General features: G+C 62.2%; 15 protein-coding genes. 13 read left to right on the top strand and 2 right to left on the bottom strand.

Features of this window, described 5'->3' with window-relative positions:
* Positions 1–43: 43 nt before the first annotated feature.
* Positions 44–463: a rhodanese-like domain-containing protein gene (locus AZG88_RS45875; RefSeq protein WP_005562410.1), complete on the top strand. Its 420-nt coding sequence runs from the start codon at positions 44–46 to the stop codon at positions 461–463.
* Positions 460–1683, top strand: coding sequence for an O-succinylhomoserine sulfhydrylase (locus AZG88_RS45880; protein WP_005251648.1), 1224 nt, complete (start codon positions 460–462; stop codon positions 1681–1683). Before AZG88_RS45875 ends, AZG88_RS45880 begins: the two co-directional genes overlap by 4 nt.
* Positions 1684–1751: 68 nt before the next feature.
* On the opposite strand, the gene AZG88_RS45885 is transcribed toward AZG88_RS45880, so the two are convergent.
* Positions 1752–2441 carry a helix-turn-helix domain-containing protein gene (locus AZG88_RS45885; protein ID WP_231914436.1) on the bottom strand — a complete coding sequence of 230 codons (690 nt, stop codon included), beginning with the start codon at positions 2439–2441 and terminating at the stop codon, positions 1752–1754.
* Between the two features lie 229 nt (positions 2442–2670).
* Positions 2671–3096, bottom strand: coding sequence for a cupin domain-containing protein (locus tag AZG88_RS45890; protein ID WP_061701366.1), 426 nt, complete (start codon positions 3094–3096; stop codon positions 2671–2673).
* Positions 3097–3706: 610 nt separating this feature from the next.
* On the opposite strand from AZG88_RS45890, the gene AZG88_RS45895 reads away from it, so the two are divergent.
* From AZG88_RS45895 to AZG88_RS45945, 11 genes are all read left to right on the top strand, one after another.
* Positions 3707–4603: an intradiol ring-cleavage dioxygenase gene (locus AZG88_RS45895; protein ID WP_061701367.1), complete on the top strand. Its 897-nt coding sequence runs from the start codon at positions 3707–3709 to the stop codon at positions 4601–4603.
* Positions 4600–5700 carry a maleylacetate reductase gene (locus AZG88_RS45900; RefSeq protein WP_061701368.1) on the top strand — a complete coding sequence of 367 codons (1101 nt, stop codon included), beginning with the start codon at positions 4600–4602 and terminating at the stop codon, positions 5698–5700. Before AZG88_RS45895 ends, AZG88_RS45900 begins: the two co-directional genes overlap by 4 nt.
* Positions 5701–5726: 26 nt before the next feature.
* Positions 5727–6173 (top strand): nuclear transport factor 2 family protein, encoded by a 447-nt coding sequence (locus tag AZG88_RS45905; RefSeq protein ID WP_063819670.1) that lies wholly within the window; start codon positions 5727–5729, stop codon positions 6171–6173.
* Positions 6174–6175: 2 nt separating this feature from the next.
* On the top strand, positions 6176–6973 hold the full coding sequence (locus AZG88_RS45910) for an SDR family NAD(P)-dependent oxidoreductase (protein ID WP_061701369.1): 798 nt from the start codon (positions 6176–6178) through the stop codon (positions 6971–6973).
* A gap of 61 nt (positions 6974–7034) precedes the next feature.
* Positions 7035–7862 (top strand): SDR family NAD(P)-dependent oxidoreductase, encoded by an 828-nt coding sequence (locus tag AZG88_RS45915; protein ID WP_061701370.1) that lies wholly within the window; start codon positions 7035–7037, stop codon positions 7860–7862.
* Positions 7863–7887: 25 nt separating this feature from the next.
* Positions 7888–8772 (top strand): alpha/beta fold hydrolase, encoded by an 885-nt coding sequence (locus AZG88_RS45920; RefSeq protein WP_061044931.1) that lies wholly within the window; start codon positions 7888–7890, stop codon positions 8770–8772.
* A 62-nt stretch (positions 8773–8834) separates the two neighbouring features.
* A complete protein-coding gene (locus tag AZG88_RS45925; RefSeq protein ID WP_061701371.1) occupies positions 8835–9632 on the top strand; it encodes an oxidoreductase in 798 nt (265 codons plus the stop codon).
* A 238-nt stretch (positions 9633–9870) separates the two neighbouring features.
* Complete coding sequence (locus AZG88_RS45930) at positions 9871–10446, top strand: TetR/AcrR family transcriptional regulator (protein ID WP_061044956.1); 576 nt, start codon at positions 9871–9873, stop codon at positions 10444–10446.
* A gap of 504 nt (positions 10447–10950) precedes the next feature.
* On the top strand, positions 10951–12123 hold the full coding sequence (locus AZG88_RS45935; protein WP_197436330.1) for an agarase: 1173 nt from the start codon (positions 10951–10953) through the stop codon (positions 12121–12123).
* A complete protein-coding gene (locus AZG88_RS45940; protein WP_061701372.1) occupies positions 12116–13423 on the top strand; it encodes a sugar ABC transporter substrate-binding protein in 1308 nt (435 codons plus the stop codon). Before AZG88_RS45935 ends, AZG88_RS45940 begins: the two co-directional genes overlap by 8 nt.
* 16 nt (positions 13424–13439) lie before the next feature.
* The gene (locus AZG88_RS45945; RefSeq protein ID WP_082764839.1) at positions 13440–15011 is read left to right on the top strand and encodes a sugar ABC transporter ATP-binding protein; all 1572 of its coding nucleotides are present in this window, start codon (positions 13440–13442) and stop codon (positions 15009–15011) included.
* Positions 15012–15013 lie beyond the last annotated feature (2 nt).

A 15013-nucleotide genomic window follows, 5' to 3' on the forward strand; every position in this document is an offset into this window, starting at 1 on the left:
GCCCGGAAGGGCATACCGAACAGGGTTGTGAAAAGCTGACATGGTGAGTTACGCAGGCGACATAACGCCGGAGCATGCCTGGGAGCTGCTCCGCGAGAATCCCGACGCTGTGCTCGTGGATGTGCGGACGGACGCCGAGTGGAAGTACGTCGGAGTCCCCGACACCACCTCGCTCGGGCGGAAGACCGTGCTGATCGAATGGGTCAGCTACCCGACGGGCACTCGTAACGACAACTTCGTGGACCAGCTGAAGGAGGCCGGGATCGCGGGTGGCGAGAACGCCCCGGTGATCTTCCTGTGTCGCTCCGGCCAGCGGTCCATCGGTGCGGCGGAAGCTGCGACAGCGGCGGGCATCGGCCCGTCGTACAACGTGCTCGACGGTTTCGAAGGCGGCCTGGACGCCGAAGGTCATCGTGGGGCGGTCGGCTGGCGGGCTCTGGGCCTGCCGTGGAGGCAGTGGTGAGTGCAATTCCTCAGGGCGGCGCGTTTCAGAAGGCGCTGCCGGACGACATCGGCCAGGGCACGATCAGCGTGCGCGGAGGAACCCTCCGTTCCGGGTTCGAAGAGACGTCCGAAGCGATCTTCCTGAACTCCGGTTTCGTGTTCGAGAGCGCGGGAGCGGCCGAGGCGTCGTTCACCGGCGAGATCGACCACTTCGTCTACTCGCGGTACGGCAACCCGACCGTGAAGATGTTCGAGGAGCGGCTGCGCCTGATCGAGGGCGCAGAAGCGTGCTTCGGCACCGCCAGCGGCATGTCCGCGGTGTTCACCGCACTCGGCGCGCTGCTGAAGGCGGGTGACCGGCTGGTCGCGGCACGCAGCCTGTTCGGTTCCTGCTTCGTGGTGTGCAACGAGATCCTGCCCCGCTGGGGTGTGGAGACGGTGTTCGTCGACGGTGAAGACCTCGACCAGTGGGAGAAGGCTCTGTCCGAGCCGACCACCGCGGTCTTCTTCGAGACGCCGTCGAACCCGATGCAGACGCTCGTCGACGTGCCCCGGGTGGCGGAGCTCGCGCACGCCGCCGGAGCAAAGGTCGTGCTGGACAACGTGTTCGCGACGCCGCTGCTGCAGCACAGCCTGGAGCTGGGTGCCGACATCGTCGTCTACTCCGGCACCAAGCACATCGACGGCCAGGGCCGCGTGCTCGGCGGGGCGATCCTCGGTCCGAAGGACTACATCGAGGGTCCCGTCCAGAACCTCATGCGCCACACCGGGCCGGCGCTGAGCCCGTTCAACGCGTGGACGCTCCTCAAGGGGCTCGAGACGATGCCGATCCGGGTGCGCCACTCCGTGGGCTCCGCACTGGAGATCGCACAGTTCCTCGAGGACCACTCCGCGGTCGACTGGGTCAAGTACCCGTTCCTCGAATCGCACCCCCAGCACGAACTCGCCAAGCGGCAGATGAGCGGCGGCGGCACCGTCGTCACCTTCGCGCTGAACGCATCCGAGGGCGAAGCGAAGAAGCGGGCATTCGAACTCCTCGACGCCCTGCGGCTGGTCAACATCTCCAACAACCTCGGCGACTCCAAGTCGCTCATCACCCACCCGGCCACCACCACCCACCGGGCGATGGGCCCGGAAGGTCGTGCAGCCGTGGGCATCACCGACGGCGTCGTCCGCCTGTCCGTGGGACTCGAAGACACCGCCGACCTGCTGACGGACCTGGAGCAGGCGCTGGCGTAGGCGGCTCCGCCGCCCGTGCGCCTTTCTGGTTGTTCCGGCAACCACAAAGGCGCACGGGCGCGAAGCGCCTACTGACCGCGGAAGAGCGGTGCGTGGGGCGACGTGCTTCGGGCGGTATCGGTGCTACTGGGCCGCAACGCGCCGTTCATCGCGTTCATATCACTTGATTGACTCGTCGTGTCGAAGACGAACCAGACACCGCGCGCAGCAACATCGCCGGCGTTGTAGAAGAGGTGCGGCCGGCACGAGTTGAAACAGAACGAATCTCCAGTACGGAGTTCATGCTCGTCGAACTCCAGTTTGAGCCGCAGAGTGCCCTCGAGGACGTATGCGAACTCCACTCCCGCATGCCGCATCAGCTTGCCGTCGACAGAACTCGACGCGCCGGGTTCATACGTGACGAAGAGTGGTTCGATGTCGGTGCGCCCGCCGGTCGCCAGTCGCTCCCAGCGAACCCCTTTCTCCATCTCCAGAAGAGGGTTGTCGGTTGCGCGCTGGATACCGGCGGACGCGTCCTGGTTCTGCGCGAGTCTGACCTCTGCGCCGTCCATTCCGGTACCGCCAGTTGCGATCTCGTCGAGTGACACTCCGAGGACTGCGGCCAGTCCGAACAGTGTCTTGACCGAGGGTTGAGTCTTCTGATTCTCGACCTGCGAGAGCAAACTGGTCGAAATGCCGAGCTGCTCCGCTACCTGTCGCAGGGACATCTTCTTCTGTAGCCGCGCCCGTTTGAAGGCAACACCAATTGCTTCGTCCACTCCCGGCCCCGTTCTCGCTGACGCTGTCCACTAACACTTCATGTTCTCGCGAAGCGAGGTTGCTGAAGCAGAATCTCGACAATGAGACTACACGAATCGCGCATCAGGGGATTGGTGCTTCAGTGTAGGTGAATTCTGCACCTGTGTGGCGGTCGGCTCGACAGTGCTTGGTAGTAGTCGGCTGCGATCCATCGCCTGCGAAGACGCAGATCTGGTGCAGGACAGGAAATCAGGGCCGTGCTGGCTCAGAGCTCGTCTCGGGTTCGACCCGCGGCAACTCGCAGGGGACGAATCGCTCGCCGGGGGCCTGGAAAGACGTCGAGAAACAGAGTGCGCGGATCTCCTCGTCGCCAGTCGGCCAGATGGTGTGCCGGGCATTCCTCGGGATCTTGACGAGGTCACCCGGCTTGACATGGTTGGCCTCGTCTTCGATCTGCATGATCGCCCGGCCCGAGAGAATGTAGTAGAACTCGAAAGTGTCGTGGTAGTGCGGCTGGAGTTGGGCACCGGGCTGCACGGTGAATTCGGAGACGAAGTCGAAGAAGGATGACCCTTCGGTCTCGTCCCGCATGGAGCCCTCAGGGACGATCCAGTAGACGGCACCGGTGTCGTGGACGATTTCCGGCTGGAGCTGGTCGGCGCGTTTGACGAACATGATTCTCCTGTTCTGCGGGGTGATTGTGAAGTGACGGCTGTCGGAATCCGGTGAAGTCCGGGGCGGAGCCCAGGGGGCGGTTTCTCGAAACCATCTGCGCTCCTGTCCTGGATCCCTCCCCGAGCGGGAAGGCGCCTGTTCAGTCAGCGGACTACGAATTCACTGTGACTTAATATTGTGAATCCGATCATGCACTCAGCAGGCTGGGTTGTCAACCATCGTCCGCTACGCCGCCCGACCTGGCGTGGGCACGCTTCACCCACAGTAGCGTCGGCCCCGTGATCTGGGTTTTTCGAGAATATCGGTCGACTGGCGTCGCGCGTCGGGGGTGATGCCGCACAGGGTCGGGAGAGCGGAACAAACCGACCGAGACGGCGGGCTTCGATAAAGGGTGCGTGCCGAGCGGCGAGGACGAAGTTCAGCGCAGTTGACAATCTCTTCACAAATGGCCATGCTCCATGTCACAATATTCAGTGTGAGTGAAACAGCTCCGGCCCGGTCCCGCTGAAGGCAACGGACTGAGGGCGCGGTGCCCACGAGAAATCGACCGCACTGAACGGCCTAGGAGCCGGTTGAAGTGTCGAGAACGTTGACGGAAGGACGGCCGATCATGAGCCGTAGTGGATTGTTCAGTGAGGATCGCTCCGCCGAGGTGGTTGTCGACAGCTTCGGCGATGGCACTGATCCGCGACTGCGCGAAATCCTGGGATCGCTGGTGACTCACCTCCATGCTTTCGTGAAGGAGGTTCAGCTCACCGATGAGGAGTGGAGAACAGGAGTCGACTTCTTGACCGCCACCGGTCAGACCTGCACCGACGTGAGGCAGGAATTCATCCTGCTATCGGATGTGCTGGGCGTGTCGATGCTGGTGGAGACCATCAACCACCGGGCTCTCGACGACGCGACAGAGCAGACCGTGCTCGGTCCGTTTCATATGGTGGAATCCCCGGATCGCGTACTCGGCGCGAACATCGCGCTCGACGGCGGTGGCGAACAATGTCTCGTGACAGGACGGGTAACGGGGCAGGACGGCAAGCCCGTCGCCGACGCGACCGTCGACGTGTGGCAGGCCAATGCGGACGGCTTCTACGATGTCCAGCAACCGGACATCCAACCGCATCGCAACCTCAGGGGACTGTTCCGCACCGACGCGGACGGTCGATTCTGGTTCCGGACGATCGTCCCACGGTTCTATCCGATTCCGGACGACGGACCGGTGGGTACGCTCCTCGAGCGCACCGGCCGTCATCCGAACAGGCCCGCGCACATGCACTTCATCGTCGCCGCCGAGGGGTACCAGCCCGTAACCACTCATCTTTTCGTCGACGACAGTCCCTACATCGACTCCGACGTCGTGTTCGGTGTGAAGGAAAGCCTCGTCCGCCAGTTCGTCGAAATAGACGATCCGGATCGAGCAAAGGAATTGGGGTTCGACAACCCCTTCCGCGCAGTACATTTCGACGTCAGGCTCAGTCAGGACGGCGACCGGACGGTGGCGTCGGCATGAGCTTCCAGTCCGAATTCGGCTACACCGCACTTCCGATGCGAGTTCGCTTCGGTATCGATGTGCTCAGCCAACTGCAATCGCATGTCGCCGAGCTGGGAACAGAGCGAGCGATCGTCGTCTGCACGCCCGAGCAACGACCACTGGCGGAGTCGGTCCTCGCCCAACTCGGCGACCGCGGCGCCGGCATCTTCGACGGGGCCGAGATGCACGTCCCGGTGGACGTGGCCGACGCTGCCCTGCAGTTCGCACTCGACCGAGGCGCGGACGTGTGCGTCGTGGTCGGCGGTGGCTCATCAGTCGGTCTGGGCAAAGCGATTGCCCTCCGACACCAGATGCCCATCATTGCGATCCCGACAACGTACGCGGGCTCGGAGATGACACCGGTATGGGGCCTGACTCGCGACGGGCACAAGCAGACCGGCACGAGCCCGTCCGTGCTCCCAGCACTCGTCCTGTACGACCCGGGTCTCACCACCACACTTCCTGCCGGCCTGTCAGCGGCAAGTGCGATGAACGCAATGGCTCACGCGGTCGAAGCCCTCTACGCACCGGACGCGTCGCCCATCATCTCGCTGATGGCCGAGGAAGGTATTCGTGCGTTCGCCGAGGCACTCCCACGAGTGGTCGCAGACCCGGAGAACATCGATCACCGCACCCGAGCCCTCTACGGCGCGTGGCTGTGCGGCGCGAGCCTCGGTGCCACCACCATGTCGCTGCACCACAAGCTCTGCCACGCGATCGGTGGGTCTCTGAACTTGCCCCACGCGCAAACACACGCGATCGTCCTCCCCTATTCGCTGGCCTACAACGAGTCGAGCGCTCCAGCAGCGAAGGCCGCAGTTCAGCGCGCCCTGCGCGTCGACACCTCGGCAGCGGTAGCTCTGTGGGAACTCGCGCAGAAACTTCCCATTCCGCACGCTCTCGAACAGATCGGCATGGACGGCAGCGACATCGACCTCGTCGTCGAGCAGGCGCTGAAGAATCCCTACGCGAATCCGCGTGAGGTGACCGAGGAAGGCCTTCGGGGCCTTCTGCAGGATGCGCTGGCCGGCCGCCGCCCCACCGTTTCCGACCGTCGAACCGAATCGGCACGCTAGTTCTGCCGCCGAGCCAGGAGCTGTACATGTCAAACGCCACAGACACACTCACGATCCGCGAGCTGGAGGACGTGCGATACGACGCGGTGGTCAGCCAGGATTACGACGCGTTCGAATCATTGTGTCATCCCGATCTCGCCTACTCGCACTCGTCCGGCGACACGGACACCCTCGAAAGCTATCTCGAGAAGATACGCAGCGGCTTCTACGTCTATCACGAAATCGAGCATCCCATCGACTTCGTCCGAGTCATCGGCGATGTAGCACTCGTCGTCGGAGAAATGAACGCCCGAATCACAGCTGGCGGCAGACCGAAGAGGCTGCGAAATCGCTGCCTCGCCGTGTGGAAGTACTCGAACTCAGGATGGCAATTGCTGGCCTATCAGCCGACTCCGCTGAGTGCAGACGCCGGCGACACGCACACCCTCGACACGGGGTGGCCCCCATCGAGCAAGAACCGAGAGAGGCGATAAAAATGGATACAGGGCTCAGCGGCAGGATCGTTCTGATCACCGGCGCCGCATCAGGTATCGGAGCCGCGGCCGCGAGAACCTTTGCCGCCGAGGGAGCGCGCCTGGCATTGGTCGACCGCGACGAAGCCGGATTGAAGGCGCTGTCAGACGAACTCGACCAGACCGAGGTCCACTACGCCGTCGCCGACCTCGCGAGTACGAGTGGTGTGGGGAGCGGGTTCGACGAGGTATTACGACCGTTCGCCAACCAGGTCGATGTGCTGTTCAACAACGTGGGAGCCGGCAGTCTCGGTGTCTTCGACACGCTCTCCGATGCCGACTGGATCAACACCATGGAACTGAACTTCATGAGCCAGGTTCGTGCGATCTCGTACGTACTTCCACTGATGCGTGCCGCCGGGCGCGGGGTAATCGTCAACAACGCCTCCGACCTCGGTCGACAGCCGATCATCGGCGGTCCCGACTACGCGGCATCGAAAGCAGCGATCCTGTCTCTCACGACCTCGTTGGCGAAGGCCGAAGGGCCCGACATCAGGGTCAACGCGGTCGCACCCGGCGCGATCATGTCACCGATGTGGGAGCGCGAAGGTGGACTCGCCGACACGTTCGCAGCAGTGCACGGCGTCGACCGAACAGAATCGATCGAGGCCGAGATGAAGTCACGGCACCTCCCGTTGGCGAGGATCGGGACACCCGCCGAGGTGGCCAACGTCGTGGTGTTCCTTGCCTCGGACCTGGCTTCCTATGTCACATCGAGTGTTTACGGCGTCGATGGTGGCTCGATCGGCAGCATCCTCTGACACAGAGCTGCGCCGAGGACACAAGTTTCGAATTCGCAATTCACACCAAGGGAGTTCAACAATGTCGCTTGATGCGGCTGCACACGAGTTGAAGCCGTCCGTCACGGCCCGCTTCAACGGTCACACCTCCATCGTCGTCGGTGGATCGAAAGGGATCGGGAAGTCCACCGCGGAGCGCCTCGCGCAGGAGGGATCGAACGTCGTCATCGCCGACATCGACCCGGATGTCACCGAAACGGCGGCCACTCTGGCGGCCGAGTATCCCTCCGTCACCGTGGTCGGCACAGTCGCGGACATCACCTCGCTCGCAGACTGCGAACGGGTCGTATCCGAGACAACCACACAGTTCGGCTCATTCGACAACGTGGTCGTCGCCGCCGGCGTCGTGAACAACCCCGCAGACGTCGTCACGCTGCCCGAGGCCGAATGGAATCGGGTGTTCGCCATCAATGTGACAGGACCATTCCTGTTCGCCAAGGCCGCGTTGCCGGTGCTCAAGGGGCAGGGCCACGGGCGAATCGTGCTGATCGCCTCGTTCTGGGGACGCGTCGGCCAAGCACTGTTCTCGGCCTACTGCGCCTCGAAGGCAGCAATCATCGTCTTGGCGCAATCCCTTGCCGCCGAGGTCGCGGGGGACGGCGTCACCGTGAACACCGTCGCGCCGGGTATGACCAACACCGATCTGCACCGCCAGGCCCTCGCCGAGGAGGCCGCCAAGAGATCGATCACTTTCGAAGAGTTCCGCGATCAGGAGTACGCCCATATCCCGCTGGGTCGTTCGGCGGATCCCGTCGACATCGCCAACGCTGTTCTCTTCCTCACGTCGGACGAAGCACGATATGTCACCGGGGCGTCCATCGACGTCAACGGTGGCGTCTTGTTCCGCTGAAACACTCTCTCCCAAAGGAATCACCATGACATACGAACTGGACCAGCGATTCGCACATCACATGATCGACCTCGACGAGGTCCGATTGCACTACGTCCGCGGAGGCGACGGGCCGCCGCTGGTGCTCCTGCACGGCTGGGGCTCGACGTGGTACATGTGGCGCAAGGTCATGTCCCAGCTGGCCGATCACTACACGGTCATCGTTCCCGATCTGCGTGGCCTGGGCGACTCCGGCGTCCCGGAAAAGCCGCTGACGGGATACGACAAGAAGACCGTGGCTCAGGACATCCACCAGCTCGTGGAGAAGCTCGAGTTGGGCCCTGTTCACGTCGCGGGCCATGACCACGGCGCCGCCGTCGCCTATGCATACGCGGCAACTCACCGCGACGAGGTCCGCAGCCTCGTCTTCTGCGAGATGGCGCTCAAGGGCGTCGCAGGGGACAAGGGCATCGAGTACTTCATGGATCAGCGCGACGAGCTTCGACTGTGGCACTTGTCGTTCCACGCAGCGAGCGACGTGGCCGAAATGTTGATCAGCGGCAAAGAGCGCGAGTACCTCCGGTGGTTCTACCGCATGCAGATGTACAACCTCGACGGCATCACCGACGAGGACATCGACGTCTACGCTCGTAGCTACTCGGGCCCGGGTGGTCTGCGGCTCGAGCTCTACAGGGCGTTCTACCAGGACGGTATCGACAATGCCGAACTGTCGAAGACCAAGCTGACCATCCCGGTTCTCGCCCTCGGTGGCGCGAACAGTATTCGGGATCTGTGTGTCAGCTCCATGGAGGCCGTGGCCGAGAACGTACACGGCGTAGTGGTGCCGAATTGCGGTCACTGGCTCCCGGAAGAGCGACCTGCCGAGTTCCTCGAGTCTGTCCAGCTGTTCCTCAAAGAGGTACCGGCGTAAGTAGTACGGCCGATGGTGCGCCTGATCGCGCACCATCGGGCGCAATTGGAAAAGGAGTATTCATGTCCTCATCGGACAACGGGGGCCGGGACACCGCACCCGAGGTGGTTCCTCACGGCGAATTCGATGGAAAGCGTGTCCTGGTTACCGGTGGCTCACGCGGTATCGGGGCCGCGATCTCCCAGTATCTACGCGATCGCGGTGCACGAGTGGCGACGGTGGCCCGCTCTCGGCGCACGCAGAACCCATCGCTTCCGGACCTGATCACCGGCGACCTCACACAACCCGCCGAGGCGGAGCGCGTGTCATACGCAGTGCTGGACCGGTTGGGCGGAATCGACATCGTCGTCCACTCGGCCGGCGCGGCGACCCTGTCCGACGGTGGAGTTCTCTCCATGGGCGAGCACGACTGGGAGGTCGCCCTGGAGACGAACCTCATGGCGGCGGTCCGCGTGGACCGAGCGCTCATTCCCGCTATGAAGAGCCAGGGCTCTGGTGCGGTTGTCCACATCAGTTCCATCCAACGCCGATTCGCTCTCGGCGCCTCGGTTCCCTACGCGACGAGCAAAGCGGCGCTGACCGCATACAGCAAGGCGCTCGCAGTCGAGGTGGCGCCGTACGGAGTCCGGGTCAACAGCATCGCGCCGGGGATCGTCGAGACGGAGATGTCGCAAGAATTCGCAAACTCTCTGGATGACGGAAAGGCCGAACTGATGGGCCTCTTCGGCGGAGTTCCCCTGGGTGACGTGGCCAAGACCGCTGAAGTGGCGGAGCTTGTCGGCTTTCTGGTGTCCGATCGGTGCCCGTCCGTCATCGGTGCCGAATACGCAATCGACGGTGGAACGATGCGCAGCGTATGACAGCGTCGAGTCGAGCTCGGGCTGTTTCGGTGTCGGAGGCGTAGCCCGCTTCGGCGGCGGATCAACCGGATGTTCGTTGATCCGCCGCCGAACTCGGTTCTGCGGTTCGACACCTTGACCGAGCCCATTCGAGCATCTAGCCTTCTGCACTAGAACGTACTAGTCGTGTTGTGGCGTCCTTTCTGGAGATACCGATGTCCCTGCTGGGCAGTGAAACCGCATACGTGTGGGTGTTCTGATGGGCGCTCCGCGAGGATACGACGAAGACCGTGCGCTCGAAGGAGCGCTACGGCTGTTCTGGCTCCGTGGCTACGAAGGCGCGTCTCTGGCCGAACTCCTCGGTGCGACAGGATTGAACCGCGCCAGTTTCTATCGCGTGTTCGACAGCAAGGAAGATCTGTTCACGCGCGCGGTCGAACGCTACCAGCAGAAGTATCTTTCCTTCCGTGACGATGCGTTGGCCGAACCCACTCCGCGGAGAATCGTCGAGAAACTGCTCTATGGCCTCGTCGATCTGCATACAGATCTGAGCACACCTCCAGGGTGCCTCGAAACCAATTCCGCACTGTCGTGCTCGCCGGAGTCGAACGACGTTCGGCTCGAACTGATTCGAAGCCGGGATCAGACCCTGTCCTCGCTCGAAGCGCGGTTCGCCGTGACGATGCGCCATGAGCCGCTGCCGCCGAGCATGACGCCGGCGAGGGCCGCCTTCTACATATCGACGGTCGTCCAGGGGATGGCTGTTCAGGCGAAGCACGGCACGAGCAGACGTGAGCTCCGTGACCTTGTCGACTCGATTGTGTCGTCGTGGTGAACGCGTAGGTTCCGTCGTGCTGTCCGGCCATATCGGCGTTCAATCGCATTGTCAGGCTTGAACACTGAAGTGTCTGCGGGCGACAGCGGGTCGGGATTCTCGTCGTCGGAGACCGCGGACAGCGTCTCGTTTTCCTTCATGGATTTCGCTGATGTCAATCTTTCAGCGGATAAAAGTGGAATACGGAATCCTGTTCCGGAATTGGCGAGGGCCTGGAACCGCGGTTCTGATTACTGCGTCTGAATATGCATTCTGAATAGCGATTCTGATCCGATGTTTTCGGGATCCATGCAGCTAGAAGGGCTGCTGTCTCTAGTGTTTGGCAATTCTGCGTCCATTCTCGATTAGCCGTTGACAATTCATCTGTGACGTAGCACTCTTGCACGCATCGCAATGTTGGGGATCACCCAATTCTCCCAGAACAGACCTCCCCGAGTGCAAACGTCTCGAGTAATTCTGCGCCTCGTCGAGGTCAGGCAATTGGATCACCAGAAAAGGAACAACATGAGTGCACGTGCACCCAGGCACCTCAACCCGTGGGGCGGGACCACCGAGATCACCTCGAGGGCTACAGGCTTCTTTCGAGTCGAGAGGATCGACGGCCGATGGTGGTTCATCGACCCCGCGGGGAACGGATTCCTCTCGGCAGGTGTCAATCACGCGGAGGACACAGACCTCAAACACCACTACAACGCACACATCTGGCGGGAGAAGTACGGCGACCGCGAGACCTGGATCCGCGATGGCGTTGTACGCGACCTGACGGAATGGGGCTTCAACACTCTCGGTTGGACGCAGCAGTGGGTCAGCGGTGGTGGGGAGCTGATCACCGACTGGAACAAGACCTTCGACCTGCAGCACTCACAGGGATTCAGCGCGGCAGACTACGAGACTGCGGGGATGCCCTTCGTCCAGAACTTGCGGGTGGCACAGATCGAGGACTGGAACGGCAACCCGATCCATCCGGACGTGTTCTCGTCTGACTGGGAAGACTTCGTCGAGTACCAAGCGCGCCGGGTCTGTTTCGACCAGGCCGACAACGAGAAGTTGCTCGGATACTTCATGGTGGACATCCCGGCGTGGCTACCCCATGCGTCGGGAAGTGACTTCCCGACGTTGCAGGGGCTCGGCCCCCGGGAACGCGACGAGCGGCTGTATCAGGTTGCGCACAAGTACTACGAGACGGTGACTCGTCACATCAAGGCACAGGACCCGAATCACCTGATTCTGGGCGACAGATACAACGGGAACAAGGGCATTCCGCAGCCGGTCCTCGACGCCGCGCGGCCGTTCATCGACGTCCTGTCGATTCAGTACTTCACAGATGAGCGCCAGAACCACGAAGTCATGCGCAACGACCTTTCGACGTGGTCCGCCGGCATCGACAAGCCCGTTCTCATCGCGGACATCGGTAACTGCGCCCCCACTGCGCTGAACCCCGATCGCACCGCGCTCCCCGATCATGCGGCACGCGGTGACGACTATGTTCGGAGTCTCGGCGGCGTACTCGGCGAACCGTGGCTGATCGGCTGGCACTGGTGCGGATACATCGAGAACGACGCCCGTGGCTGGGGACTGAAAAACCATGAGGATGAGCCTTGCGGCGATCTCGTCAACCGGGTCCGTGCGTTCAACGGGACCATCTACGACGTAGCGGCAAGGATGTCCGATGCGTAGGGTTTCCGACGAGCAGAAGCTCATCAACGCGGCATCGGGTCTCCGCGATCCTCTTGCCCGCCGGTCGTTTCTGAAGCTCGCGACCCTGGCGGGGGCCGGCATTGCGGCTGCTCCGCTTCTCGCCGCCTGCAATCGAGAGTCGGCCGCCATGAGCGGGACGATCCGGTCGGCCACCGGCGTCGACCTTCAGACCGGGCGCATCTCGCAACAGATCTACGGTCTCACCAACGACTACTGGAACAGCTGGAACGCTGGATACGAGGCGGCCACGAAGGCACTGCAGTGCAACGCTCGCCAGTTCTACCACGACAACGATCCTGCGAAGCAGGTCGGACAACTCCAGACTGTGAAGGCGACCGGTAGTCGGATGCTGATCGGGGCGCCCGCGACCGCAGGGATCGTTCCGGCGATGGCACGGACCGTTCAAGAAAATCAGACCTACTGGGTGCCGTCGTGGGAACTCCAGCCGTGGCTGACTCCGATCGACGTCGGGGACTTCCTCGTCGCTCACGTCACGCCGCCCTCGGAGAAGATCGCGTACGAGGTTGCGACCGAGCTCTTTCGGCAGATCGGGAATGCGGGAAAGGTCGTTCACATCGCCGGTCTGAGGGGCTCGACGCCCGATCTGTACCGGAGTGCGGGGCTGGCTCGCGCCGTCGCCGAAAACCCTGGAATCGAACTTGTCGGCGGACTGTACGGAGAGTGGGATCGCGAGAAGTCGCGATCCGTTATGTTGAACATGGTCACCGCGTATCCGGACATGGTCGCGGTGTTCGCTCAGAGTGACGCACAGGCGAACGGTGTCCTGAGCGTGCTCGAGGAGCGAAACATGCGGCACGTCAAAGTCTCCGGTATCGACGGCAACAAAGAGAACCTGCAGAAGATCATGACCGGGCCCAATATGGCGGTGACCCACATGTCCGTTCCGCCGCACCTGGCGGCCTACTCGGCGGTGGCCGTCTTCGACGCGCTCAATGGATGGAAACCCGCCCTGCCGGAGCGGATGATGTACCAGGAATCCACCTTGATCACCCGTGAGAACGCGGAAGCCGCGTACGACAAGGTCTACCGGGGCCGGCTTCCCTACGACGTCGCAAAGATGAGTCGCACACTGAATCCGAGAGACTGGGACCCCCAGAACTTGATGATTCCTATCGATCCCGAGCTGCACTGGCGGGGTCTCGACATGGCCGGTCGTTCCCTCAACGGAGCTTACTCGGAGCCCGGTTTCAAGGCCGAGTTCAACCGAGTGGCAGCGGAATACGCGGATCGTTACCGGTCCGGCCCCTTCAAGTCCTAGAGGAGGAATCGTGGAAATGAAACTCAGTCAGACCCCTTCTGATTCGCTCGATACGACGTACGACGCTCCTGGGACTCTTGCTCTCAGAATGACCGGAATCACCAAGCGGTACGGGTCGTTCACGGCAGTGGACAGCGTCGACCTCAGCGTACATCGCAACACAGTTCTGGGACTCGTCGGCGAGAACGGCGCCGGAAAGTCGACGATTCTGTCGATTATCAACGGAACGAACAAACCTGACAGCGGTACGATCGAAATCGCCGGCTCGGTCGTGGGCTACGGGCATCCCCTCGAGGCCGCCGAGCACGGCGTCGCGACTGTCTTTCAGGAGCAGGGTCTCATCCCCTCGCTACCGGTATACGAAAACATGTTCCTCGGGCGGGAGAAGCGATTCATCCACCACGGGATTCTGCGGCGCCGTCGGATGATCGACGAGTCCGCGAAGGTGCTACACGACCTCGGCGTGGAAGTCGATCCCACCGTGGCAACCCAGAACCTGTCCTTCGGGCAGAGGCAGCTGGTGGAGATCGGCAAAGCCTTCGCGACCACCGCCGCGCACGATGCACATCCGATAATCCTCTTGGACGAGCCGACCAGTGCTCTGTCGGCCGTGGAGACGGATCTCCTCTTCGACAGCGTGCGGAGGTGGCGAGATCGCGCCACCTTCGTGCTGGTTTCGCATCGACTGTCGGATCTTCAGGCGCTCTGCGATGACGTTGCGGTACTCCGAGACGGCTCACTGATTGCCCAGCTGCCGATCTCCGAGACAACGGACGATCAGTTGCACGAGTTGATGGTTGGACGTAAGCGAGACATCGAATACTACAAAGAGGCTGCCCAACGGGACGCTCTCGGTCCTGTGGTTCTCGACGTGTCCGGTCTATCCTGCGCGGGACGATTCCAGGATGTGAACTTCCAGCTTCGCGAGGGAGAAATCGTGGGACTGGCCGGTGTGCTCGGCTCCGGTAAATCCGATCTTGCACGTGCCGTGGCGGGTATCCAGAAATCAGACCGGGGATTCATCGATGTCGCGGGCGTGCCCCTACGTAATGGTTCGATTTCCCACGCGATCAGGCAGGGCATTCAGTACGTTCCGGCGGAGCGGACTACCGAAGGTGTCATTCTTTCTCATAGCGTCGAGAAGAACCTGACACTCACGTTGCTCGACAAGCTCAGGTACCGCGGCACCGCAGTCCTGAACCTGCGGAGAAGTCGCGCGATGACACAGCGCTGGATCGACAGGCTACGTATCAAGGCGCCAGGACCGGATGCGTTGATCGGCAGGCTGTCCGGGGGAAATCAGCAAAAAGTGGTATTCGGCCGATGCCTCGAACGTGAGCCTTCGATTCTGGTACTCGATGATCCGTGTCGCGGCCTGGATGTCGGTGCCAAAGAAGAACTGTACGAACTGGTCCGCTCCTTCACGGAATCAGGTGGGAGCGTAATCCTCGTGTCGGACAACCTGCCCGAGATCATCGGGCTGTCGAACACGATTCTGGTAATGCGATCGGGTGCAATCACCGCGTCGCTGGAGAGCCCGTCGAGCGCGAAGCCCGACGAGCGAGATATCGTCAAGGAGATGGTCTGATC

The organism is Rhodococcus sp. LB1 (genome assembly GCF_001583455.1).
Classification (GTDB): Bacteria; Actinomycetota; Actinomycetes; order Mycobacteriales; family Mycobacteriaceae; genus Rhodococcus_F; species Rhodococcus_F opacus.